This window comes from Brucepastera parasyntrophica (assembly GCF_022376835.1).
GTDB lineage: Bacteria > Spirochaetota > Spirochaetia > Treponematales > Treponemataceae > Brucepastera > Brucepastera parasyntrophica.
In genome coordinates this window covers 2,611,228-2,635,948 of sequence record NZ_CP084606.1, presented here as the reverse complement: position 1 = coordinate 2,635,948, position 24,721 = coordinate 2,611,228, and the positions used below count along the sequence as shown (strand labels likewise).

Sequence of the window (24,721 nt, the reverse complement as noted above, 5' to 3'; positions counted from 1 at the left end):
ACCAATAACTTTTAAAACCGATACGGTTTTGAAAAAACTGACGTTGTACATTCCGAAAAAACGTGCAGACTATAACTATATAATTTTGCCCCGTTTTGTGTCAACAGTCTCCGGAAACTTTTGCCGAATCCCTGCGGTTTCAGCCGCAGGATCCGGCCTCCGTTTTAATCATTTTCGTCCATTTCAAAATCGGCGTCATCTTCGACTACTTCCGATTCCTTTTCAAGCTTGCGTCTTTCAAGAATTTCACTCATCTGGACGTCAAGGTCGGCGTTATCCTTGTCAAACAGTTTAACATTCCGGTACTGCCGTATGCCGGTACCCGCAGGAATAAGATGTCCGATAATAACATTTTCCTTGAGGCCGCGGAGATGGTCCGTTGCGCCTGAAATGGCGGCATTGGTCAGAACTCTCGTGGTTTCCTGGAATGAGGAAGCGGAAATAAAGGAATCGACATTCAGTGAAGCCTTTGTAATTCCCTGGAACATCGGCCGCGCAATCGCCGGCTGACCTCCTTCACTTATTACGTGGTCATTTTCCTCATGGAATTTATATTTATCAACCTGCTGCCCGAATATGAAACGGGTATCGCCGACAGCTACAATTTCCACTTTGCGGAGCATCTGGCGGACAATAACACCAATGTGTTTGTCACTGATTGATACACCCTGAAGGCGATATACCTGCTGTATTTCATCCATAAGATAATTCTGGAGCGCATTTTCACCGGAAATCGCAAGAATGTCATGGGGGTTCAGCGAACCGTCACAGAGCTGTTCGCCGGCCTCAACGGTATCGCCATCGCGTACAAGAAGCCGCTTGCTCATAGGGACGAGGTGTTTGAATTCCTTTCCATACTGATCCTTTACAATAAGAACCCTTTTGCCTTTCAGAATACCCTTGAACGATACGGTTCCGGTAATCTGCGCCAGAACGGCGGGGACTTTCGGCTTCCGGGCCTCGAAAAGTTCGGAAACCCTGGGAAGACCTCCGGTTATATCCTTTGTCTTTGCCGACTCTTTGAGCATTTTCGCAATGGTAGTACCGGCCTTCACGACGGCGCCGTCTTCAACCAGCAGATATGCTCCTCCCGGAAGATAATACGAACCTATGGTATTTCCGGACTCGTCAGTGATCAGGACCCTCGGCTGTTTGGTATCGAGCTGGAATTCGCTTATCCGTTTTTCTATCTTTCCGGTTTCTTCATCCAACTCTTCATTCAGGGTAGATCCCGGGATAATATCTTCATAGTGAACATATCCGTCATATTCCGAGACAATCGGCTCCGAGAAGGGGTCAAAAGTTGCTATCGTCTGCTGGGACGCTACATAATCGCGTTCTTTTACCACAACCTCGGAACCGTTTCTGATTTCGATTTTCTGGTCCTGACTGACCAGATATATCTTTTTACCCTGTACGACAACGTAGGCTATATCGGAAGACTTGACCTCTTCTCCGGCATGAACGAACAAAGGATCGCCCTTCAGAATCCGCTGACCGTCTTCGACCAGAAGTTTGTCTTTATCGGCGAGGTCATATTCACGGACAACCTTGTTTACAATAGCCCATCCCTTGCGGGTAAAGAGTTTATTTCCATTTCCGAGTACAACATGTGTTCCGGAGATTTCCTTTACAACGACAGGGTATTTCAGAAGGATTCTGTTTTCTTCACTTATCTTTGTCGCCGTTCCTCCGACGTGGAAGGTACGCATGGTAAGCTGGGTTCCCGGCTGACCAATTGACTGGGCAGCAATAATTCCTACGGCTTCTCCGATTTCCACGATTTTATTATGGGCCAGATTGCGGCCATAACATTTTACGCAGACGCCATGCTCGGATTCACAGGTAAGAACAGTCCGGAGCTTTACCGATTCGACCCCGGCGGCTTCTATTTCTTCCGCGATTTCGTCAGTAATGAATTCATTTACATCTATGATTACATCATGGGTAATGGGGTGCATAACCCGTTCAAGGGTATAGCGGCCCGCTACGCGGTCCCGCAGCGATTCGATGATTTCATCGCCTTCTTTGACGGCTGAATATTCAATACCATTTATGGTACCGCAGTCATCCTCGTTGACCACTACATCCTGCGCAATGTCAATAAGGCGGCGGGTAAGATATCCGGCTTCCGCTGTTTTCAGAGCAGTATCGGCAAGACCCTTGCGCGCGCCGTTTGTTGAAACAAAAAATTCAATAACGGTAAGACCTTCTTTGAAGTTTGAGCGGATAGGCAATTCGATAATATCACCGTTCGGTTTTGCCATAAGACCGCGCATACCGGCGAGCTGTCTGATCTGGTTGCGGCTTCCGCGGGCACCCGAAGTAGCCATCATATAAATGGTATTGAATCCGTCTTTGTCCGCCTCAAGTGTTTTCATCATGATGGCGGTGAGGTCTTCATTTGTTTTGGACCAGACTTCGACAACACGGTTGTACCGCTCGTCCTGGGTTATATGCCCCTGCTGATACTGTTTCTGTATAGCTTCTACTTCTTTATTCGCCTTTTCGATCATTTCCGATTTTTCAGGCGGAACAAGAATATCATCCATACTCAGGGTTGCACCGAAGAAAGTTGCGTACTTGTAGCCGATGGCCTTGAGCTTATCAAGCATCTGGACCGTGAGCCAAGGACCTTTTTCCTTATGAATGTTTTCAATCAGTTTCCGGATCTGCTTGTCATCAAGGGTTACATTGATGAATTCAACTCCTTCCGGCATTTCTTCATTAAAAGCCAGCCGGCCGGGCGTTGTTTCGAGCAGTTCGCCGCGATAATGAACCTTGATAAGGGACTGCCAGGCGACAGAACCGGACTCAGCGGCCATCATAACTTCGTCAACATTAGTAAACCGGTGACCGGTTCCCTTTCCGTTTGGCCTAACCTGGGTCAGATAATACAGCCCAAGGACCATGTCCTGTGAAGGATATACGATTGTTTTGCCGTTCGCGGGGTCAAGAAGGTTTCTGCTCGAAAGCATGAGCGTCCAGCATTCCATCTGCGCGGCCTGCGTCAGCGGCACATGAACAGCCATCTGGTCGCCGTCGAAGTCGGCGTTGAAAGCCTTACATACGAGCGGATGCAGACGGATAGCCTTTCCTTCAACAAGGACAGGTTCAAAAGCCTGGATACCAAGCCGGTGAAGGGTCGGCGCGCGGTTCAGCATAACAGGATGCTCGCGGACAACCTCATCGAGGATTGCAAAGACTTCCGGGGATTCCTGTTCAACAAGCAGCTTCGCTTTCTTTATGTTATAGACAACATCCTTGTCTACGAGTTTCTTCATTATAAAAGGTTTGAAAAGCTCCATGGCCATTTTTGTCGGGAGTCCGCACTGCCAGAGTTTCAGCTCGGGACCGACGACAATAACGGAACGGCCTGAATAATCGACGCGCTTGCCGAGAAGATTCTGGCGGAACCGGCCCTGCTTTCCCTTGAGCATATCGGAGATGGATTTCAGGGGGCGGTTTGAAGCGCCCTTTATAACACGTTTCCGTTTTGAATTGTCAAACAGCGCGTCAACAGCTTCCTGGAGCATCCTTTTTTCATTGCGGATAATAATATCAGGAGCGTTCAGGCTCATAAGCCGTTTCAGGCGGTTATTGCGGTTAATAACCCGCCGGTACAGATCGTTCAGATCGGATGTTGCGAACCGTCCGCCGTCGAGCTGAACCATTGGTCGGAGTTCAGGGGGAATAACGGGAATAACATCCAGAATCATCCATGCCGGTTTATTGGTTGATGAACGGAAATTTTCCACAATCTCAATCCGCTTGAGAAGCCGCTTATCGCTTTTTGCGCCCTTTTCAATCATTTTGGCGCGGAGTTCCGCAGCCAGCTCATCAAGGTTCAGATTTTCGAGAAGGGTTTTTATAGCTTCAGCGCCCATACCTGCGGTAAAGGAAGCGCCGTAACGCTCCTGGGCTTCGTGATATTCTTCTTCAGTTAAAAGCTGGTTTTTCTTTAAGTCAGTGTCGCCCGGTTCAATAACAATGTGTTTTTCATAATAAAGGATTGAGCGGAGCGCAGCGACCTGGAGATCAAGCAAAAGGCCCATGCGGCTCGGCACTGACCGGTAATACCAAATATGGGAAACAGGAGCTGCTAATTCAATATGGCCCATGCGTTCGCGGCGGACCTTAAAATGAGTAACTTCAACACCGCAGCGGTCGCATATAACACCCTTGTAACGGATTGATTTGAATTTACCGCAATAGCATTCCCACTCCTTTGTGGTACCGAAAATCCGTTCACAAAAAAGGCCGTCCTTTTCAGGGCGGAGAGTACGATAATTAATGGTTTCAGGTTTCTTTACCTCGCCGTATGACCATGCGCGGATGGTTTCCGGAGAAGCAAGTTTTATCATCAGACTGTCAAAATCCTGGATATCTCTCATTTCGGTTCCTTATAAAAAGCTTGAAAATGTCTTTCAAACCAGTCTTTAAACATACGCTGTATGCCGTCCGACGGACATACAGCTGCGTTATTATTCAGTTAAAAATTTGAACCGGCCTTTGCGATCAGTTCCTCGTCCCGCTCGGTCAGCGGTATCTGTTTGCCCTTCGCATCATAAATGGTGAAGTCGAGGGCCAAGCCCCGGAGTTCCTGCACAAGAACGTTAAAGGATTCCGGCACACCGGCAGCAGTCGAAGGTTCTCCCTTTACAATCGATTCATAAATCTTTGAACGTCCGTTCATGTCATCAGATTTGATTGTCAAAAGCTCCTGCAGCGTATTTGCAGCGCCATAGGCTTCGAGCGCCCAGACTTCCATTTCACCGAGACGCTGACCGCCGAACTGGGCTTTACCGCCGAGAGGCTGCTGGGTAACCAGCGAATAAGGCCCTGTTGAACGGGCGTGCATTTTATCGTCAACAAGATGATGCAGTTTCATAAAGTAAATAATACCGACGAATACCGGATTATCAAAAGGAACGCCGGTACGTCCGTCCCGGAGAATAACCTTCGAATTTGCAGGGAACCCGGCTTCCTTCAGTTTTTCCTCAATCTGCTCGTTTGAAGGCGACTGGAAAACAGGAGATTCATACCATTCATTCAGATATTGTCCGGCAAGACCAAGTTCGGATTCCATTATCTGCCCGATATTCATACGCGAGGGAACACCCAGCGGATTCAGACAGATATCGAGGGGAGTCCCGTCTTCCATGTACGGCATGTCTTCTTCCGGAAGGATACGGGCAACTATACCCTTATTCCCATGGCGTCCGGCCATTTTATCACCTTCGCGGAGCTTGCGTTTAGTCGCGATCAGAACCTTTACAACCTCGTCAACGCCGGGGTTCAGGTCATCACCTTCAGAACGTTTCAGCCGCTGGACATCAATAATTGTCCCTTCAACGCCATGCGGAACACGGAGAGAAGAGTCGCGGACTTCGCGCGCTTTTTCACCGAAAATGGAATTAAGCAGTTTGAATTCAGGAGTCGTTTCCGTTTCACTTTTCGGGGTTACTTTTCCGACAAGTATATCACCTGACCTGACCTTCGCGCCGATGCGTATAATGCCTTCACCGTCAAGGTTATCAAGGCTTTTTTCGCTGGTATTCGGAATATCCCTGGTCAGTTTTTCAGGACCGAGTTTTGTTTCCCGGACTTCAGTGAAAAACTCTTTTATATGGATGGAAGTAAACATATCATCCTTAACGACCCGCTGGGATATAAGAATCGCGTCTTCATAATTGTAGCCGTTCCACGGGACAAAACCGACAAGAATATTCCTTCCAAGCGCGAGTTCACCGTGCCAGGTCGCAGGACCATCGGCGAGGGGCTGGCCCTTTTCAATTTTCTGACCGGGGATTACCGTAGGACGCTGGTGATAACAGGTATCCTGGTTTGTCCGCTGGTATTTAAGCAGATGATATTCATCGCGGGCTTTCTGGTCTTCAGTGGGAATGATAATAATTTTTTCCGCTGAAACAAATTCAATGGTCCCGCTTCTTCTGGCCTTGATAAAAACGCCTGAATCGTATGCGCACTTTCCTTCCATACCGGTGCCGACCCGGGGAGGTTCGGGGAAAACAAGAGGAACAGCCTGGCGCTGCATATTGGAACCCATAAGCGCGCGGTTTGCGTCATCATGCTCAAGGAAAGGAATAAGGGACGCCGAAACCGAAATAATCTGTTTCGGGGAAACATCCATATACTGGACTTCCTGGGGCGAACGGGTTATGTAATCACCGTGGCGCCGGCAGGATATCTGGTCCGTCTTAATTTTTCCATCGCTTCCGACAGCTGTCGAAGCCTGGGCAATATAATACTTGTCCTCATCCATTGCGGAAAGATATTCGACCGTATTTGTCGCTTTTCCATTGGCGATTTTCACATAAGGCGTTTCAAGAAAACCGTAATCATTAACCCTGGTATAATTCGCAAGCGAAACGATCAGACCGATGTTCGGCCCTTCAGGAGTTTCAATAGGACACATTCGTCCGTAATGGGTATAATGAACGTCACGCACTTCAAATGAAGCCCGGTCTCTGCTCAAACCGCCGGGACCGAGGGCGTTCAGGCGTCGTTTGTGGGTCAGCTCCGCGAGCGGATTAACCTGGTCCATAAACTGTGAAAGCTGGCTTGAACCGAAAAACTCCTTGATTGCAGCGACTATCGGTTTTATCGAAATAAGATCCTGCGGTTTTATCGTTTCAGTTTCTTTCAGGCTCATCCGTTCTTTCGCTATACGTTCCATGCGGGAAAAAGCCGTTTTAAGGGTATTGGTCATAAGTTCGCCGACCGAGCGGACGCGGCGGTTACCAAGATGATCAATATCATCAATTGATTCATCGCCGACATACACCTTTATGAGATATTTCATGGTGGAAATAATATCTTCCTTAACCAGGGTGAACTCAGAGACCGGCTGCTCATAATCAAATTTCTTGTTCAGTTTATACCGGCCGACCCGTCCCAGATCATACCGCCTTGAGGAAAAGAACATTGAATTGAGGTCCTTTTCCGCAGCCTCAATAGTAATAGGCTCACCCGGCATGAGAACGGAATAAACGGCGATCAGGGAATCTTCCCGTGTGGGCTCATCATTATCGCTGTCCTTGTTCGAGAAGCGGATTTCTTCCCGGTCAAAACAGTTGATGATCATGGGAGAATTCAGGGAACCTTCCGCCTCGAAGTCAATTACATCGACTTCGGCAATTTTATTGAGAATCAGTTCATCAATATTATGCGGGTGGAGTTTTTCTCCTGCCCGGTACAGTTTTTTCTTTTCGCCGCTTTCATCCGTTACATATACGGCGGAAGCAAAGATTTTTCCGACCAGTTCATCGTGATTGCTTCTGTCTTCCAGAACTTTCAGGGTTTTTATCTGGTAAAAACAGCGGATTATCTCTTCCCTGGTTTCAAATCCGAGAGCCCGCAGAAAAAGCGTTCCAAGAATTCTTTTTTTTCGGTCTATCTTTGCGTAAATCAGCTCTTTTTTCTGATCTATTTCAAATTCCAGCCAGCTTCCGCGGTACGGAATAATTCTGCTGGAATAAATTCCCTTTTCATGTGAGAAAATAACACCCGGTGAACGGTGAATCTGCGATACAACAACGCGTTCCGCTCCGTTAATGATAAATGTACCCCGGTCTGTCATGAGCGGAATATCGCCCATGTATATATCTTTCTGCCTGATTTCACCGGTTTGCTGGAAAATCAGGTTAATCCGGGCCTTCAGAGGGACCGAGTAGGTCAAACCCTTTTGCTTGCATTCAAATTCGGAAAATTTTATATTTCCTTCATCAAGTTCATAAAACTCATACTCAAGGAGCATGTCTCCATTCGGGCTTTCAATCGGAAAGGTTGAGCGGAAAACATCTTCAAGGCCGATTTCTTCAGAAGAATCTGCAATGTGTGTCTTGTCGCGCTGGAGAAATTTCTCATATGATGAAAGCTGAATATCAATGAGGTCAGGCAATTCCATAAAATTACGGATATTTTTGCCGATATACTGACGGTTGATCGCCTCGTTTCTTGCGAACATCCTCACACCCCCTAAAACAATAAAAACATAGTCTAAAACTACAAAAATATTCCTGAAATCAGGAACCCCGCGAGAAAATTATAACATTTTTCAAAATAGTCCGGCTGCCGCTACAGCAGCCGGATACTGCATGCTTACGCAATCTTAACTACACCGCCTGCCGCAGTGATGGTTTCCTTGATCTTGTCGGCTTCTTCCTTGGAAACTCCTTCCTTGAGGACTTTCGGGGCGCCTTCGACAAGGTCTTTCGCTTCCTTAAGGCCAAGGCCGGTCACTGTCCGGACTTCCTTAATTACAGCGATTTTCTTGGATGCATCAATGCTTTCGAGCGAAACGGTAAATTCTGTCTGCTCTTCAGCTGCAGCAGCTCCGGGAGCTGCTCCGCCGGCAACAACGGCTACGGGAGCCGCTGCGGTTACGCCGAATTTTTCTTCCATTGCCTTAATAAGCTCGGATACTTCAAGAACGGTCATTCCTGCAATCGCGTCAAGAATCTGTTCATTTGTTAAAGCTGCCATATTATCTTCTCCTTAAATCAGGTATTTTTCAGTTCATACGAACTTTTTTGCGGCCATTTGGCCGGGATCGGGCATACACCCGTAAAAACATGGCCAGGACGACAGCTGAAGAAGCCTGAGCCATGATACGTACAGATACAAATCCTACTTTTCTTCTTCCTCAGATGCGGGAGCCTCAGCAGGCGCTTCGGCATCTGCCGGAGCTTCCGGCGCGGCGGCCTCGGGAGCAGAAGTTTCCGCCGGTTCAGCGGCTGCAGTCTCGGCAGGGGCCGGCTCTTCGTTTGCAGGAGCGGCTTCAGCCTTGACAGGCTCTTCTTTCGCTGTTTCGGGAGAGGCTTCTTCCTTTGCCGGAGCAGGTTCAGCCTTGACAGGCTCTTCTTTTGCTGCGGCCTCTTTTGCAGGGGCAGGTTCAGAAACAGGCGCAGAAGCCTTTTCCGTTCCGCCTGCGGCTTTCTGGTCAGCAACTGCCTGAAGAGTCCTTGCCAGTTTCGAAGTAGTGGCGTTCATTGCCGACATAAGCATGGCAATAAGATCTTTCTTGCCGGGCAGCTTCGAGAAAGCCTCGATCTTCGCCGCGTCATAGACTTCCCCGTCAATAAGCGCGCCCTTGATAATAAGAGCGGGAGCTTCCTTGGAAAAATCAAAAAGGATTTTCGCCACGGCATTTGCTTCTTCACTAGTAAGGGCAATAGCCGTAGGACCTACGAGGTAATTGCTTACATCGCTTTTTTCAAGGTCCTTGAATGCGATCCGGGCATAATTATTCTTCACGACCCGGTATGAACACCCTTTTTCACGGAGCTGTCCCCGCAGATTCGTTATCTGCTCGACAGTCAGTCCGCGGTATTCGGTAAAAATATAATCGGAAACAGCGTCAAGCTGACCCTTTATTTCGGAAATTGCAGCGGTTTTTACAGGCTGCACTTTTTTTGCTTTTATCGCCATAATTATTCTCCCGCCTTATATGAAACCCAGACGCCGGGTCCCATTGTCGAACTGACGGACACGGACTGGACAAAGTCGGCTTTTGCATCTGTCGGTTTTTTGCGCATCATTTCCGATAAAAAAGTGTTGATGTTTTCAACGATTTTTTCGGAATCCATCGAAGCCTTTCCGACCGCAAGATGTATAACGCCGGTTTTATCCGCGCGGAATTCCACACGGCCCTTCTTAAGTTCATTTATTGCAAAGGCAATGTCATTGGTTACGGTACCTGTTTTCGGGTTAGGCATAAGTCCTTTCCGTCCGAGCACCATACCAAGCCGGCCGACATCCTTCATCATGTCCGGGGTTGCGACAGCAATATCAAAATCAACCCAGCCGCCTTTTACCTTTTCAATATACTCGTCAGCGCCCGCGTAGGCGGCGCCCGCGTCGAGGGCTTCCTTTACCCTGTCTTCTTTACAGAAAACCAGAACTTTCTTTTCCCCGCGGAACTGGTGGGGAAGCACAACAGTATCCCTGACAGACTGACTTTTTGAAAGCTTCAGATTGACATGAACTTCAACGGTTTCGTCAAATTTTGCATATTTGATCTCTTTTACAAGATCAATAGCCTTCATGAGTTCATAAATCTGTGCGGAATCATATTTTTTCAGTGACTCGCGATATTTTTTTCCGTGTTTCATATTACCGCTCCACCTCTACGCCCATACTGCGCGCAGTACCGGCAACGATTTTTTTTGCCGCTTCTATGTCGTTTGCAGTAATGTCAGGCATTTTTGTTTTTGCGATTTCCTCAAGCTTTGCCTTTGAGAGGACCGCTACCTTCTGGGTTACGGAATTCGCCGAACCTTTCTGAAGATTACACGCTTTTTTGATAAGAACAGCGGCCGGAGGAGTTTTCAGAATGAATGAAAAACTCTTATCGGAATAGACACTGATTACAACCGGTATGATAAGACCCGGCTCCATGTTTTTTGTGCGGTCGTTAAACTGCTGCACAAACTGGGGCGCACTAACTCCATGTGGTCCAAGAGCAGGTCCGACAGGCGGAGCAGGCGTAGCCTTTCCCGCAGGACACTGCAATTTTATCAGGGCAGTGACTTTTTTCTTTGCCATAAAATTCTCCTGTGTGGTGATAACGGAGTCCCCCGGACAACGTCCGGAAACCGGATATCCGGTTTACACTCCTCCCATATTTCAAAAGAATGTCCCGTTTACGGGAATTCTTCCGATTCCAGTATTAAATTTTTTCTACCTGTAAAAGATCAACTTCGACCGGGGTCGCGCGGCCGAAAATTCCAACCATGACGCGGAGTTTGTTCCGTTCAAGATTTACTTCTTCAATTGTTCCCGTAAATGAATCAAAGGGACCGTCGATGATTTTAACCTGCTCGCCAACAGCAAAGGTCTGTTTGACCCTTGGGGCCTTTTCACCCTTGATTTCCCCTGCTTTCTGCAGAATAGCCTTTGCTTCATCAGGACTTATCGGCTGGGGCCGGGCATTGCTTGGCGTTCCGACAAAGCCGGTAACACCGTTTATTTTGCGTATCGCTGAACAGGTGGACTTCCAGCCTATATCAGGCAAGTCCATTTCAATCAGAATATAACCGGGAAGGAATTTCTTTGTTATATTTCTCTTTTTCCCGTCCTTGATTTCAACAACTTCCTCAACGGGAATCTTTATATCCGTGACAACATCTGCCGATATTTCACCGTTTTCAATAAGAGAACGTATTGTTTTTTCTATTTTGTTTTCATAACCTGAATAGGTATGAAGTATATACCAGCCTTTTGCCATCAAATTTGCCTAAAAAATGCGGTTTAATGCGGCTACAAGAACATAGTCTATGAAGCCCAGTAAAATAGCCACGACAACCGTAGAGATCAGGACTACTTTTACGGAAGAAAAAACATCATCCCGTGTCGGCCAGACAACCTTACGAAGCTCGGCAACACATTCCTTACAAAACTGGACTATTTTCGACATGCCAGTCTCCATATATTGATTGATTACAGAAACAATCCGTTTCTGCACAAAAGCGGAAAATTCCGGCCTTTGCCTGATACAGGCCAGGAAGGACTCGAACCCTCAACATTCGGTTTTGGAGACCGACGCTCTACCATTGGAGCTACTGACCTGAGAAACCTTATTTCTCTCCGTGAAAGGAATAAGGCTTCTCCTGGAGTTTTGTACAAACAAAACTCCAAAATACTGTTTTCCCGCCAAAATCCGGGGAATTTACTTTATCTTTGTTTCCTTGTGCAGGGTATGTTTGCGGTCAAAAGGACAATATTTGTTCAACTCGAGTTTTCCCTGCATGTTTTTGCGGTTTTTACTGGTTGTATAATTCTTTCGCTTGCATTCGCTGCACTGTAAGGCAATTAATTCAACGGCGGTCTTTTTTGCCATAATATTTCTCCTAATGTAAATAGATGCCTGAAAGCTCCCGAACAGAATCGAACTGTTGACCTCAACCTTACCATGGTTGCGCTCTGCCAACTGAGCTACAGGAGCAAAACTTCAGCCCAGAGACCCGAAGACGTCTATCCAAATTAACAAAGGATCACAGATTTGTCAAGGGGAAAGAGAAAATTCAGCATATAAGATATAATAACCTGTGTCCAAAACAGAGAGCAGGGCTCCTTTACCTGATGCCGTATCCGGGATCAAAAGGCAGGGATCCGCGTGGAATACCGTCCGGGGACGCATACAGCCGGTACATGTCCCCGGTTTTTTTATTTTTTAATTACGGGCTGTATTCTTTTTTCAAAACTTTCAGGATCAAAATAAAAATATGAAATCCTTCCGGTTTCTGTATCCGGCTTGTATGCCGTTTTTGAAAAATCAAAGGAGTCCATTGCTTTCCGGAGTTTTTCGCCGACAGTTTCGGTTTCTTCATCATAATTGAACGGACCATGTTCAAAAACAATATACTCCGTTTCGGGAATATCGATGAGAAGCATATTATCAGGGACCGGCCCGCTATAGGTTGCCGGAAGGCGGACACCATAAGCTTCGGGTGTTTTTCCGTTTTCTTCATATATACGGGCCATTATCTGCCCGCTGTATTTTCCGGGATCGTTAGCATTCCCATCTAGTTTTTCCTTTATACTGTCCAGCAATCCGCAGATTGTATGACAGTCCTGTCCGGGAATATTTTCCTGTTTTTCCCAGAAATCAAAATAGCCGCTGCTTTCATAGTTTTTGATGTGCAAAAACCTGTGCGCCGGCATTGAGACAAAATAAACCTTGACTTCTTCTGTTGACTTGACCATACCGATTTCTCCTATTCCAAAGATATAACGGTCAAAGGTATTGATTTTTGTACGCAGGACCACCGGCTGGGGGTTTTTCCTGTATTGTTTAGGGGTAATTCCGTAGGCTGATTTGAACGCCCGGGTAAACGCTTCATGGCTTGCAAAACCGTATTTTACCGCAATGTCAAGAAAACTTGTATTTGTGTCCCTTACCTCAAAGAGGGCGAACGCAAGTTTCCGGAGCCTTATGTAATCACGCAGAACCATACCGGAAAGTTCCTTGAATCTCCTTGTAGTATGAAACCCGGAATATCCGAGTTTTTTTGAAAGAGACTGGAGGGTCAGGCTTTCATCATCAGAATTCCGTATTCCCCGGTCAATCTCATCAACCACAATTTGAACCATCCTGTGCCATTCGTACATTATTTCCTCTTCCCGCCTGTTTAATATAGAAGATAACGGATAGTTTTCATTCAAATTTGATTTCATTTGCTTTTTATTGTTTTACGGCGTTTATTATTATATCCGGCATATTCGATATAAAATGACATTATTCAGGCTATTTCCGGAGGTAGGCAGTATTCACCGCCATCTCAGGGCATAGTATACCACATCTTTTTTCCGGCGTAACAAAAGGGTAAACCAGCCGGCATTATCTCTGTGCATCTATTGGTCCTTCAGAAGTATAAAGCTCAAAGAGCAGTGCCTTTTGAAGGTTTATATAACCGGGCTATATCCACGCCTTCGAGTTCAAGCAGTTTGATTTTTTTGTCCAATCCGCCGGCATAGCCGGTTAAACTCCCGTTCGATCCCACCACCCGGTGGCAGGGAATAATTATCGAGATGGGATTGTGGCCTACTGCGCCGCCGACGGCCTGGCTGGACATACTTGTCCGGTTCATTTTTTGGCCATGCTCTTTGCAATATCGCCATAGGTAGTAACTTCACCATAGGGGATATCGCAAAGAATATTCCACACATTCCTGCGGAATTCCCCGCCATTGGGCGCCAGAGGTAAATCGACAATACCCGGATTTTTGCCCGCAAAGTATCTGTCAAGCCATTTTTTTACTGAAGAAAATACGGATAGGTCATCTTTTTCTTCCATCTTTTCTGTTACGGTATCACCAAAATACTTTTGTCCTTCGATCCACAGGCCCGCGAGGCTTTTGCCGTCACTTCCAAGCATAATCAAGCCTATGGGGGATGAATAATGGGTTGAATAAAACATAATAACTCCTTAACTACTGTATACGTCTTCCTACAAAGAATTCCACAGATTAACAGTTGCATAACTGCGCCAGGGACGCCATGCTTCCGCGATCTTTATTATCTCTCCGGGTGTATGCGGCGCCAATGCTTTTTTTACCCCATAATCCGTGTGGGGAAACGCGTCGGGCCACGCCATTGCGCGCATGGCGATATACTGGGCTGTCCAGTCGCCAATACCCGGAATAGCCAGCAATTTTTTTATTTCCTCTTCAGGCCGGATACAGTGGCCAAAATCCACATCTTCCTTATATAAGGCCTCGGCAAGTTTCAGGATTGTGTTTGCCCGAACCCCGGTAATGCCTAAAGGTCCGAGATGATCCCCTATCGGGCCGTCCAGTGAAACAATATCATCCGGAGACGGAAAAATATGGGTCAGTCCCTCTATTCCGGTTTGGATGGGGGTCCCGTAAGTACCGGCAAGCCGGGCGGCTAATGTCCGGGCGCCTTTTACGGTGATCTGCTGGCCCAGCACTGCCCGGACAGCCATTTCGAAGGCATCAAAACAGCCGGGGAGCCGGGTTCCGGGAACACAAAGCCCCGGACGAATATTATTCATTGACGAGAGGGTCTCATAGACAACATCAGGTTCGCAGTACAAGTCAAACAGGTGGCGGATCCGGGCCAGCACCAGGGGAAGTACGGGTAAAAGATTGGAATCCATAGTAACAGTCAGAATATTCTTTTCAGGCCGGTGGCCGACCCGCACCCAGCCATACAGATGCCGCTGTTTTCCGGTAATCAGATGCACAGTGCGCATATATTCCCCGTCCCGGACTATTTCCACACCGGGAATAGCCCGCAGGGCCAGAAAATCAAGCATTTGCTGCCACCGGTATGGAGGGCGGTACCCCATTGATACGGATATGTTACAGTCCTGTTTCTTTTCAGCCCCGGTTTGCCGCCTGAGAGCGGTAGGAGCAAGACGGTACTGTTTTTTAAAAAGATCATTAAAGCGGCGCAGGCTGCCGAAACCGGCGGCCATGGCAACTTCCGTTATTAAGAGATCAGTATCGGTAAGCAAATTTTTAGCAAGGAGGAGTCTGCAGGTTTGCAGATACTGAACCGGAGAGACGCCGAATTTCTCCGAAAATACTCTGCGCAAATGACGGTCCGTATAACCAAGCCTGTCGGCTAATTCTTCGATACTTAGTTCACTTTCACAGTCTTCCTCTATCATTCTTGCCGCATGGTGGGCGATGGAGTCGGCCGCATCCACCGGCGCAGTACCCGGAGCAAGTTCAGGCCGGCACAGGAGACAGGGACGGAAACCCGCCTGTTCCGCCGCAGCAGCGGTTGTATAAAAAGTACAATTATCAGCCTTGGGTAGTTTTGCCCGGCATATTGGGCGGCAATAGATTCCCGTTGAAGAGACTCCTACAAAAATACGTCCGTCAAAACGGTTATCTTTTGATTTAAATGCCGCGTACCATACCTGATTCTCACTATCCATATCTGTGAATCTCCTGTTTATCTAATTATACCATTTTTTCAAAAAAACTCGCTGTTTTCGGACATATATATCCGCAGAGAGTAAAACAGCTCTTTTGATGAAAGTTCCGGCTTTTGTCCGGAAAATATGGTTATATTTGATGTCAGGCTGTTGCATTTTTTCCTGCTGAAATATGCAATAACTATATTTTCCGCAATATAAGGAGAGTCGGATATGGTAGTACCTTTTCTTAATTATCATGGACAATGTGAAGAAGCTATCGGGTTTTATGAAAAAATATTCACCATAACGAATAAAAAAGTACAGAAATTCGGCGATATGCCCGGCGTTCCGGAAAACATGAAAAACTATATTTTACATGCTGAACTGGAATTGAACGGACAGCCTTTCTGGTTCGGAGACTCTCCGGGGGAGGTCACCGAAGGAACAATGATAACTATTTCGGTTACATATCAGGACCCTGAAAAAGTTACCGAAGTGTTCAATACATTACTCGAAGGCGGAAGCGTTCTGATAGAGCTGTCCCCAAAACCATATAGCCCCATGCACGGGTGCGTAAAGGACAAATTCGGAATCGGATGGCAGATATTGGCGAGGTAAATATAGTCAGATAATCTGGATTATTTGACTATTTCCGGGGGCAGGATTTTCTGCCGGTGTTATTCAAACCGCCTTTCAAGATCACAGCCGACAAAAAAGTAAAACAGTTCCGAACCCTCCCAGCCGAAGCGTTCTTCAGCGGTTATAATTACGGCGCGGTTTTCAAAGGGGCTGATAAAATAACCGCATAAATACAGCGAAAGGGCATCGGTTTCCTCAACCTCTGCCACGGTTTTCATTTTTCCTCCGGTTTCTACCGTGATAGTATAACTCCGGATAAAATCATAAAACTGGGGCTCTTCTTCATATACAATTGAAGCGGTACAGTAATAAATCCGGTCATTAAACTGTATCGGGAGTTTGTAATAATCATTTATGTAATGCCTGATAATACCATGTTTGTTAAAGGCTTCCTCGATTTCCTGTTTCCGCAGGTCATAGGTGAAATACAAAAACGAAGTATCCTGCTTTTCATCAGTAAATGAAGCGAACAGGAAGGACGGCTCATTGACATCCTCATAATAAATGGAATCCATCTGCAAAATCCACAGGGGCTTGTCCTCGATCAGATCAAAAACTATATATGAAACTACGATACCTCCCCTGCCTTCAATAAACCGCTCAACCGAATATGCGACAGTCCCGGATTCGGACCAGCCCCATATCCGGACTTCGGGAAATCCGTAAATTCTTTTATAGGGCTGGGAATAACCGTAGACCGAACCCTCCGGAACCGAATACTGAAAGAGGTCTGAAGAAGGAGGGAGCCGGAAATCCTGGGCAGACGTTGCGGACAGGCAAACACTTATGAGAAGGGCAATCAGCGGTAATTTTGTTTTCATTTCTTCTCCGAAAAGGCGGAATTTTCCGGTCACCGGAAACAGGACCCGGCACATATTTCTCCCAGTTTAGCATTTAAATGTACAAAAAAAAACAGCAAAATATGTCAGGGCTATTCTTTTTTGCTGAAACCGGAAAAAGGGGCTCCGGTATGGATTAACAGCAGCTTCCTGTAATCAGCTGCCTGAATAAAAAGCCCGCTGCCTGTGTGGTTATTTTTTTATCCCTGGCCAGGACCAAATAAAAAGCGGCTGCGCAAAGTCCGGCGGCAAGGGGCAGCAGAATAAACCACGGGAACGCATACACAAAGTGTATTATTATAGCAGCGAATCCTATAAAAAAAAGAATACGCAGGAGACTGTCAAACTGGGTCATCCAGGTTACAGTGTAGCGGACTCGCCGGAAGGAAAGAAAGTCTTCAACCCGGCCTTTTACTTCTATATGTTTTCTGTAATTCGATATATAGGAAACCAGGTAAAAATTGCAGTCCTGGACATGCCCGTCAAAAAGAATTATATCGCCGAGATTCCCTGTAAAAAACATCGAAAAATTGTCTGTAAGAGCATTATGGGACAGAATCATTCTTTCTATATTTCCGGAAAGCTCTTCAGCGGACACAATTGTATCAAATTGCATGGTTTGCATATTCTCTCCTGCCGGAAGTATACAGCAGAAATAAGAATAAAGGAAAAATAAATTTTTAAAAAAAGCAAGGTACCTTGATAAATATATTGACAAATTATCAAGGTACCTGTATATTTTACCAAGGTACCTTGATAATTTTATGTATTGTAAGGAGGGAATCAGAATGGATAAACAGGAACAGACTCTGGAAATTCAGTTTGGCAGATTTGCCCTGCTGCAAAAAGAACTCGGCAGGATAGCTGGACTGGCAAATCATCTGCCGGAAATGGCGGGGCAGGCGCTTTTTTATCTGACTCTTGAACCGGAAATCAGTGTACAGGATTTCTCATACCTTATGGATATGCGGGGTCAGGAGCTTGATAAGCTATTATATGAAATGAAAGACTGGGGTTTTATAAACCTCACGCAGAATAAAGATGACAGGCAAAAGGTTATTATCCGGCTTACGGAGGCCGGCGTCAGCGCCGCGGTCGGGTGTTCAGTCCGGCAGAACCTGTTTACCTGTCTGGATAAAACAGAACAGGATGAAATGAAAAAATATCTGAACCGTCTTGTTTCATGGACTGGTCCTTTCCCCGGGGACGGTAATCCGGACACAGCTGAACATGAGGAGGAAAAAGCCGGACGCTACGCCGGTTATTCCGGGGGCGGATTTCCGTTCAGTCTTTTTGAAACATTTATGCCTGCCGCCCTCGGGTTGTAGCGGTATGAATACGCTGCCGGAATAATCCGGCCTACTAAATTCAGTTAAGGAGAAACTTTATTATGGATGAAATGAATAATGATTTAACAGAACTTTTTTTCCGGTTTGAAGCTCTGCTTCACCGGTATCAAATGTATAATTTCCGGAATTTCGGCCCCTTCAGCAATCCCCACCGGGGACAGGGACGGGTCCTGGCAATCCTGAAAATGCAGCCGGAAATCAGCCAGAAAGATTTGGGATACCTGCTTGATATGCGGAATCAGTCTCTGGGCGAACTTCTGACAAAACTGGAGCGCAGCGGTTATATAAAGCGGACCCCGTCAGAAACGGACCGCAGAATTATGAATATTTCGCTGACCCCGGATGGCGCAAAGGCCGCGGAAGAGACCGAAGAAAACCAGCCGGGCATCAATAATCCCTTTGAATGCCTCGATGAGCAGGAGCGGGAAAAACTCGGCGGATACCTGGAGCGGCTGATTGCCGAACTCGAAAAGTATCTGTCTGAAAACGGTGGGGAAGACTGTGGCGTTGACGGCCCCATGAGCGGACGCTTCGGACACGGACATTTTCACGGCGGACCGGGTTTTGGACCCGAGGGCCGGGATCGGAACGGCGATCCCCGGCAGGGAGGCCATGGACATGACAGGCGCGGGCCCGGAAGGAGGGATTTCCGGCGCTGAAAATATTCCCGCTTTTTTCAGGCAATGGTTTTTACGGGCATAATATCCCGCAAACCCTATAGTCAAAAAAAGCCGCAGGGACTATAGTATGAGAACCGGGGCTTTTCTGAGGACAAAGTCCCGGCATTCATATAAAAAGATTTCAATTTTACCTTTGAATGAGGCAGGATAGTATGAATAATATTGATGAGCGGGTAAAAAGGATTCTCGACAGCTATGAACAGTTCGGAGGGGTAAATCTTACCGACTCACAGAATTTTCCGAACCGGGAGGCTGTTGTTTCGGCCCTGCTTGATATTGAAAATCTTATTTTTCCGGGATACCGGGAAGATCTGATTTTAAATAGCGACAGTATAGAATCCCTCACCGGCGAACGGCTGAACCGTATTGTGAGGGTTTTAACCGGGGAAGTAGTCAAGGCAATAAAATATACCTGCCTGCATAATAACAGGGACGGCTCGGGCTGCTACAAATATGCCGAAGAAATTGTCCTTATGCTCATTGATGAGATGCCTGAAATACGGCGGCTTGCCTGTGCGGACGCCAACGCCGCACTGAGCGGCGATCCTGCCGCTCAAAGTATAGAAGAAGTTATTCTTTCCTATCCCGGGCTGGAAGCCCTGATTGTACACCGGGTAGCCCATTTTCTGTATTCAAAAGGCGTTCCCGTTATTCCCCGGATCATGAGTGAATATATCCACGGCAAGACTGGGATTGATATTCACCCCGGAGCCCAGATCGGTGAAGAATGCTGCATTGACCATGGAACCGGGGTGGTTATCGGCGAAACCTGTATTATAGGACGGCAGGTGAAAATCTATCAGGGCGTCACACTGGGAGCGCTCAGCGTTAAAAAACAGATGCTGGGTAAAAAACGGCACCCGACTATTGAAGATAATGTCACCATATATGCAGGCGCGACCATTCTGGGAGGCGGAACAGTCATCGGAAAGGACAGTATTATAGGCGGCAATACATGGATAACATCTTCCGTACCTCCTGAAAGCAGAATTTATACTACGGCATAATGAAAAACCGGAAGGGTATTACAATTTCCGACATACTGATACTTATTGCCGGACTTTTTGTCTTTGTTCTGTCCCTTTCGTTGCTGAATTCAGATACCGGCGGGGAACGGCGGATTGTTATTGAATCGCCGGAGGGAACCTGGCTGTACGGAATGGAAGCAGACAGGACTATTTCCATTCCGGGAAAGCTGGGCCCCTCTGTTATACGGATTTCGGAAGATTCAGCAGCCATTATTTATTCGCCCTGCCCCAATCAAACCTGTATAACCGCCGGGGCGATCAGCAAAACAGGCAGCTGGGCGGCCTGCCTGCCTAACCGGGTTATGCTGAAAATTGAAGGCGGACCGGAAGAAGAGACCATTGACGCCATGGGATATTAGAATTTACATAAATAAAACACGGCTGCCTTGACAAATAGGGGAAAAAAGATAATGCTTTCATTCTATGGGAATAGAACACAGACGTACACGCCGTTTTCACGATTTTGTACGCATAAAAGTTGATAAATTAAACAAACTGCCCGGTTTTTTGGAAAACATAAGCGAGGGCGGCTGCAGGGTGCATTTTTCCAATAATTTTCCTGTTGATATGAATGAAGAATATACGCTGACTATTTTACCTGCTCCACATACGGGTTTTTCGGACTTCTCGTTGACTGTAAAACCGGAATGGGTCAGAAAAAACGCGAATTCGGTTGACATAGGTTTTTCAGTACTCCATTCGCCCGGATTCCGGCAGTATATCAAATATGTTCACGCCATCGCGGCCTGCGAAATTGAAGAAGAAGAAACACAGGAAATTCTGTATTGAACTATCTTCCCGGAACAGCCTGGCTGGCTGTTCACGGTTTCCGGCAAAATCTTTCCAATGAATTATCCCTTAATTCCGGTTTCTCATTAAAGAAAGTACAGGAATACGGAGATATTGTATATTGCGAAATTCCCGGCATACAGACTTTCTGGCACCGGACCGTTCTCGAAAAACCCTTTACCGTACAATTTTCCTCTATCAGCGAGGCGGCAGGACTGCTGCGCTCGGTTCAGAGGAACTGGGCGTATTATCCGCTGAACTGCTTCCGCAGGGGGGAATTGATCAGGGAAAAATTGCCGTACATTAATGAAAAACCCCGGAAATTTCCATATCATGTACCGGACGCCCCAATGGGACTCTGGACCCTCCTTGATGAACACACGATCTTTGCCTCGGCGGAAACATCGAGTCCTTTTCCCGGAGGGGAAATTTATTTTGAAGAAGACCATGTTAATCCGCCCAGCAGGGCTTATCTGAAAATGTATGAGGCGCTGGCCTGGGTGCAGTATCTGGCGGGAGAAGGTTCTCTGCCGGGGCCGGGAAGCAGCTGCATTGACGCAGGAGCCAGCCCCGGAGGATGGACCTGGGTACTCAACAAGCTCGGGGCCGGAGTTACGGCAATTGACAGGGCCGAACTTGCGCCGGAGCTGATGGCAAAAAAAGAAATTTCATTTATAAAGCATGATGCCTTTACCCTGAAACCGGAAGACCTCGGTCCCCGGGACTGGATATGTTCAGACGTTATCTGCTACCCTCCCCGGCTCCTCGAATGGATCCAAAAATGGATTGAGTCCGGCCTGTGCGGCAATTTTATCTGTACTTTAAAAATGCAGGGAGCGGCCGATCACAGTACAACAAGGGAATTCGCCGCGATTCCGGGAAGCAGAGTTGTACATCTTACTGCAAATAAAAATGAACTTACCTTCATCAGGCTTGCGGCCCTGATATAAAAAAGCTATACTGGCCCGCGAGGAGAATTGTATGTCCGATGTTGTTTCTATTCTTGAAGAATGCGGAGCCCTGCTTACCGGGCATTTTTTATTATCATCAGGGAAACATTCCTCCCAGTACTTCCAGTGCGCCCGTCTTTTACAGTTTCCGGACCGGGCGGCGGAAGTTATCAGCAGTATCACAGAAAAAATCAGCGCCGATAAAAATATTTCACAGGCCGATTCAGTTATAGGTCCGGCAATGGGCGGTATCATAGTTGCCTATGAACTCGGGCGACAGCTCGGAAAGCCTGCGTTTTTCACGGAACGGGACGATGAGGGAAAAATGACGCTCCGGCGCGGATTTGAAATTGCGCCCGGAGAAAAAATTATCATTGCCGAAGATGTGGTTACTACCGGAAAATCGGCGCTCGAAACCGCCGAACGGATAAAAGACATGGGCGGAGAAGTTGTTGCTTCTGTCTGTATCGTTGACCGCCGGCCGGAATCAGCGGAAAATCCCTTTCCCTGGCCGCTGTTTTCTGCAGTCCGCATCCCAGCCGTTTTGTTCGATCCGGATGATTGTCCGCTCTGCCGGGAAGGAAAATTACCTCCGGTAAAACCGGGTTCCCGGAAAGTATTCTGAAAAGGAAATCTCTTTTTTTTGCCCGGCCAGGCACAGCTTCTGTTCACAGCGGGGCATGGTATGCTATACTGCCGCTGTTATGTCCAATTATGATGTGAAATCATTTCAGCAGGCAGTTAAGCTGTTTAAAAAAGCTGTATATAATCATAAAACCCAGATAAAGCAGATACGGAAAAATTATGATGATCTTCTGGGAACAGCTGTTTTACCGAATAATATTGACCGCCAGGAAGTTGAAATAGCAAATATCCGGGCCGACTTGCTTGTTCCCGAACTCGCGATAGGCAGGAAAACCATTTTATATGCTCACGGCGGCGGGTTCATATCCGGATCACGGTATTCGGCGCGGAATTTATGCGCCTCAATTGCCCATGAAACCGGATGCAGGCTCCTGCTGCCTGAATACCGGCTTTCACCGGAGTATCCTTATCCCAACGCGCTGGAAGATTTATACCGCTCGTATAACTGGCTTTTAAAACAGGATATACCGGGAAATGAAATTTATTTTGCAGGGGACGGGGCCGGAGCAAATCTTGTGCTTGCCCTGACCCATTATCTTCATGGAAAAAACGTAACGCTTCCGGGCGGAATAATTGTATTAAGCCCCTGGACTGATATCGCCTGTTCCGGCGCCTCCTTTGTTTCGCGTAAAAATCCCGATCCGGTTTTTACCCGGGATATCATGCATTCCCAGGCCCTTCAGTATACTTATGAAAGTAATTTTTCAAATCCCCATGTTTCACCGCTCAGGGGAGACCTCTCCTATTTCCCGCCTATCTTTATCCAGTGCGGATCAATGGAAATCGTTGCTGAAGACGCAAAACAGCTTGCGCAAAAAGCCGCCGAAGCGGGAATCCCCGTTTCGCTTGATATTTGCGACGGCATGTGGCATCTTTTTCAGGCCTTTGACGCGATTACCCCGAAGCCCAGAAGGCGGTAAAAAAAATAGGCGGATGGATACGCGGCGGAATGGAACAGTGACAGGGCGGACTTCAATGGAATTGGTATCACCGGCGGGAAATGCGGAAAAACTCCAGTACGCGTGGGAGTACGGAGCCGATGCCGCCTATATCGGATTAAAAAACTTTTCCCTTCGCGTAAAGGCCGATAATTTTCACGGCCGGGAACATGAATATATAACACGGATCAAAGCAGACTATGCCGCCGCCGGAAAGCCGAAAAAATTATTCTGCGCCCTGAATATCACCTTTCATAATGATGATATTGCCAAGTTTCTTTCCGAAGCCGACTATTTCAGGAATTATCCCTTTGACGCCTTTATTATTCAGGATATGGGGATGGTCCGGATACTGCAAAAGGAATTTCCTTCCGTTCCGCTGCACCTAAGTACGCAGGCAAACTGTGTTAATTCGAAAGCGGCAAAAATGTACCTCGATATGGGATTTAAACGGATTGTCCTCGGACGTGAAGCGGGCCTTGCGGAAATAGCGGAAATCAAACAGGCTGTGCCGGAAATGGAGCTGGAATGTTTTGTACACGGCGCAATGTGCATTGCCTATTCGGGGCGCTGTCTGATGAGTGCGTACCTTACCGGCAGGAGCGCGAACAAGGGGTTCTGCAGTCACACCTGCCGCTGGGACTGGCAGCTTCTTTCCGGAGAAAAAGAAACGGTTGTTGAAGAAAGGGAGCGCCCCGGAGAATTTTTTCCGGTTGTCGAAGAAGACGGGTATACGTCCCTGTTTTCTTCAAAAGATCTGTGCATGATCGACCATCTCACGGAAATGAAAAAAGCGGGGGTCGATGCGCTGAAAATAGAGGGAAGAATGAAAAGTTTATACTACACTGCCGTTGTTACCCGCGCTTACCGGAAAAAACTGGACGCCCTCGAAGGTCTTATTCCGGAAACCGAGGCCGCCCCCTACGCCGATGATCTCGAAAATGTTGCCCACCGGGAATTCTCCAGCGGGTTTTATTTTGATAAAAACAACGCGAACAAAACCACCAGGGGAAAAAGTTCCTCGCCCTATCTGCTGGCGGGAATTATCGGAAAGGAATTCCCGGGAAAAGGGTATGAATTTATCGCGATGAACAAGATTGACAGGGGCATGCGTCTTGAATACATCGGACCGGACCTTTGCGCGGAAGCTGATACCGCCTATATCCTGATTGATCCGGATACGGGGGCCGAACTTGACTGGGTCAGCCACGGACATCCCTGTATTATCCGCACGGAAAAACCGGTGCGGGAACGCTTTATTGTACGCTGCCTGAAGGAATAAGCGGAAGTCAAATTATTTGCAGCTCCTGGACCGCACCCGTTCGGCTTCAGAACACAAAAACCGCAGCATACCTTTTTTTGAAACATTCTCCTTTCTGCATTTCACCCTTTTCCGCGAAACAGCCCCCATATACAGAAGCCGCTCACAGCTTTTTCATTACCGGATTG

Annotated in this window: 25 protein-coding genes and 2 tRNA genes; 10 read left to right on the top strand and 17 right to left on the bottom strand. The window is 47.2% G+C overall.

Annotated features, from left to right (window positions below; genetic code table 11):
* Positions 1–164: 164 nt before the first annotated feature.
* The 15 genes from rpoC to K7I13_RS12590 all read right to left on the bottom strand — a co-directional run bounded on the left by rpoC (position 165) and on the right by K7I13_RS12590 (position 15,433).
* On the bottom strand, positions 165–4,394 hold the full coding sequence (gene rpoC, locus K7I13_RS12660; RefSeq protein ID WP_255946239.1) for a DNA-directed RNA polymerase subunit beta': 4,230 nt from the start codon (positions 4,392–4,394) through the stop codon (positions 165–167).
* Between the two features lie 98 nt (positions 4,395–4,492).
* The gene (gene rpoB / locus K7I13_RS12655; protein WP_255946237.1) at positions 4,493–7,990 is read right to left on the bottom strand and encodes a DNA-directed RNA polymerase subunit beta; all 3,498 of its coding nucleotides are present in this window, start codon (positions 7,988–7,990) and stop codon (positions 4,493–4,495) included.
* A gap of 134 nt (positions 7,991–8,124) precedes the next feature.
* Entirely contained in the window at positions 8,125–8,508 is a 384-nt protein-coding gene (rplL, locus tag K7I13_RS12650) for a 50S ribosomal protein L7/L12 (protein WP_255946235.1), read from the bottom strand.
* A 144-nt stretch (positions 8,509–8,652) separates the two neighbouring features.
* Positions 8,653–9,453 (bottom strand): 50S ribosomal protein L10, encoded by an 801-nt coding sequence (gene rplJ, locus K7I13_RS12645; protein ID WP_255946234.1) that lies wholly within the window; start codon positions 9,451–9,453, stop codon positions 8,653–8,655.
* 2 nt (positions 9,454–9,455) lie between these two features.
* Positions 9,456–10,136, bottom strand: coding sequence for a 50S ribosomal protein L1 (gene rplA / locus K7I13_RS12640; RefSeq protein WP_255946233.1), 681 nt, complete (start codon positions 10,134–10,136; stop codon positions 9,456–9,458).
* 1 nt (position 10,137) lies between these two features.
* Positions 10,138–10,569, bottom strand: a complete 432-nt coding sequence (gene rplK, locus K7I13_RS12635) for a 50S ribosomal protein L11 (RefSeq protein ID WP_255946232.1) — start codon at positions 10,567–10,569, stop codon at positions 10,138–10,140.
* 124 nt (positions 10,570–10,693) lie between these two features.
* Positions 10,694–11,251: a transcription termination/antitermination protein NusG gene (gene nusG, locus K7I13_RS12630; RefSeq protein ID WP_255946230.1), complete on the bottom strand. Its 558-nt coding sequence runs from the start codon at positions 11,249–11,251 to the stop codon at positions 10,694–10,696.
* A gap of 9 nt (positions 11,252–11,260) precedes the next feature.
* A complete protein-coding gene (gene secE, locus K7I13_RS12625; protein WP_255946228.1) occupies positions 11,261–11,440 on the bottom strand; it encodes a preprotein translocase subunit SecE in 180 nt (59 codons plus the stop codon).
* 79 nt (positions 11,441–11,519) lie between these two features.
* Positions 11,520–11,592, bottom strand: a tRNA-Trp gene (locus tag K7I13_RS12620).
* A gap of 100 nt (positions 11,593–11,692) precedes the next feature.
* Positions 11,693–11,863 (bottom strand): 50S ribosomal protein L33, encoded by a 171-nt coding sequence (rpmG, locus tag K7I13_RS12615; protein WP_255946206.1) that lies wholly within the window; start codon positions 11,861–11,863, stop codon positions 11,693–11,695.
* A gap of 32 nt (positions 11,864–11,895) precedes the next feature.
* Positions 11,896–11,968: transfer RNA gene (locus K7I13_RS12610), tRNA-Thr, on the bottom strand.
* A 221-nt stretch (positions 11,969–12,189) separates the two neighbouring features.
* Positions 12,190–13,134, bottom strand: coding sequence for a helix-turn-helix transcriptional regulator (locus tag K7I13_RS12605; RefSeq protein ID WP_255946204.1), 945 nt, complete (start codon positions 13,132–13,134; stop codon positions 12,190–12,192).
* Positions 13,135–13,403: 269 nt separating this feature from the next.
* Entirely contained in the window at positions 13,404–13,613 is a 210-nt protein-coding gene (locus tag K7I13_RS15950; RefSeq protein WP_255946202.1) for a methylated-DNA--[protein]-cysteine S-methyltransferase, read from the bottom strand.
* The gene (locus tag K7I13_RS15945; protein ID WP_255946200.1) at positions 13,610–13,942 is read right to left on the bottom strand and encodes a methylated-DNA--[protein]-cysteine S-methyltransferase; all 333 of its coding nucleotides are present in this window, start codon (positions 13,940–13,942) and stop codon (positions 13,610–13,612) included. Before K7I13_RS15945 ends, K7I13_RS15950 begins: the two co-directional genes overlap by 4 nt.
* 30 nt (positions 13,943–13,972) lie before the next feature.
* Entirely contained in the window at positions 13,973–15,433 is a 1,461-nt protein-coding gene (locus K7I13_RS12590; protein WP_255946198.1) for an AlkA N-terminal domain-containing protein, read from the bottom strand.
* A gap of 213 nt (positions 15,434–15,646) precedes the next feature.
* Between K7I13_RS12590 and K7I13_RS12585 the strand changes: the two genes are divergently transcribed.
* Positions 15,647–16,033 (top strand): VOC family protein, encoded by a 387-nt coding sequence (locus K7I13_RS12585; protein ID WP_255946196.1) that lies wholly within the window; start codon positions 15,647–15,649, stop codon positions 16,031–16,033.
* Between the two features lie 59 nt (positions 16,034–16,092).
* Here the strand turns inward: K7I13_RS12585 and K7I13_RS12580 are convergent, their stop codons facing one another.
* Entirely contained in the window at positions 16,093–16,875 is a 783-nt protein-coding gene (locus K7I13_RS12580) for a hypothetical protein (protein WP_255946194.1), read from the bottom strand.
* A 154-nt stretch (positions 16,876–17,029) separates the two neighbouring features.
* Positions 17,030–17,518 (bottom strand): hypothetical protein, encoded by a 489-nt coding sequence (locus tag K7I13_RS12575; RefSeq protein WP_255946192.1) that lies wholly within the window; start codon positions 17,516–17,518, stop codon positions 17,030–17,032.
* 163 nt (positions 17,519–17,681) lie between these two features.
* Here K7I13_RS12575 and K7I13_RS12570 point away from each other — a divergent pair, with 163 nt between their 5' ends.
* The 9 genes from K7I13_RS12570 to K7I13_RS12530 all read left to right on the top strand — a co-directional run bounded on the left by K7I13_RS12570 (position 17,682) and on the right by K7I13_RS12530 (position 24,554).
* Positions 17,682–18,221 carry a winged helix DNA-binding protein gene (locus K7I13_RS12570; RefSeq protein WP_255946190.1) on the top strand — a complete coding sequence of 180 codons (540 nt, stop codon included), beginning with the start codon at positions 17,682–17,684 and terminating at the stop codon, positions 18,219–18,221.
* A gap of 62 nt (positions 18,222–18,283) precedes the next feature.
* Positions 18,284–18,901, top strand: coding sequence for a MarR family winged helix-turn-helix transcriptional regulator (locus K7I13_RS12565; RefSeq protein ID WP_255946188.1), 618 nt, complete (start codon positions 18,284–18,286; stop codon positions 18,899–18,901).
* Between the two features lie 173 nt (positions 18,902–19,074).
* Positions 19,075–19,929, top strand: a complete 855-nt coding sequence (gene epsC, locus K7I13_RS12560; RefSeq protein WP_255946186.1) for a serine O-acetyltransferase EpsC — start codon at positions 19,075–19,077, stop codon at positions 19,927–19,929.
* Positions 19,929–20,309 carry a NusG domain II-containing protein gene (locus tag K7I13_RS12555; RefSeq protein WP_255946184.1) on the top strand — a complete coding sequence of 127 codons (381 nt, stop codon included), beginning with the start codon at positions 19,929–19,931 and terminating at the stop codon, positions 20,307–20,309. Before epsC ends, K7I13_RS12555 begins: the two co-directional genes overlap by 1 nt.
* Positions 20,310–20,373: 64 nt before the next feature.
* Complete coding sequence (locus tag K7I13_RS12550) at positions 20,374–20,739, top strand: PilZ domain-containing protein (RefSeq protein WP_255946182.1); 366 nt, start codon at positions 20,374–20,376, stop codon at positions 20,737–20,739.
* Positions 20,736–21,689 carry an SAM-dependent methyltransferase gene (locus K7I13_RS12545; protein WP_255946180.1) on the top strand — a complete coding sequence of 318 codons (954 nt, stop codon included), beginning with the start codon at positions 20,736–20,738 and terminating at the stop codon, positions 21,687–21,689. Before K7I13_RS12550 ends, K7I13_RS12545 begins: the two co-directional genes overlap by 4 nt.
* A 31-nt stretch (positions 21,690–21,720) precedes the next feature.
* A complete protein-coding gene (gene pyrE / locus K7I13_RS12540; protein ID WP_255946178.1) occupies positions 21,721–22,314 on the top strand; it encodes an orotate phosphoribosyltransferase in 594 nt (197 codons plus the stop codon).
* A gap of 55 nt (positions 22,315–22,369) precedes the next feature.
* Positions 22,370–23,254 carry an alpha/beta hydrolase gene (locus K7I13_RS12535; RefSeq protein ID WP_255946176.1) on the top strand — a complete coding sequence of 295 codons (885 nt, stop codon included), beginning with the start codon at positions 22,370–22,372 and terminating at the stop codon, positions 23,252–23,254.
* A gap of 55 nt (positions 23,255–23,309) precedes the next feature.
* On the top strand, positions 23,310–24,554 hold the full coding sequence (locus tag K7I13_RS12530; protein WP_255946174.1) for a peptidase U32 family protein: 1,245 nt from the start codon (positions 23,310–23,312) through the stop codon (positions 24,552–24,554).
* Positions 24,555–24,721: the final 167 nt, after the last annotated feature.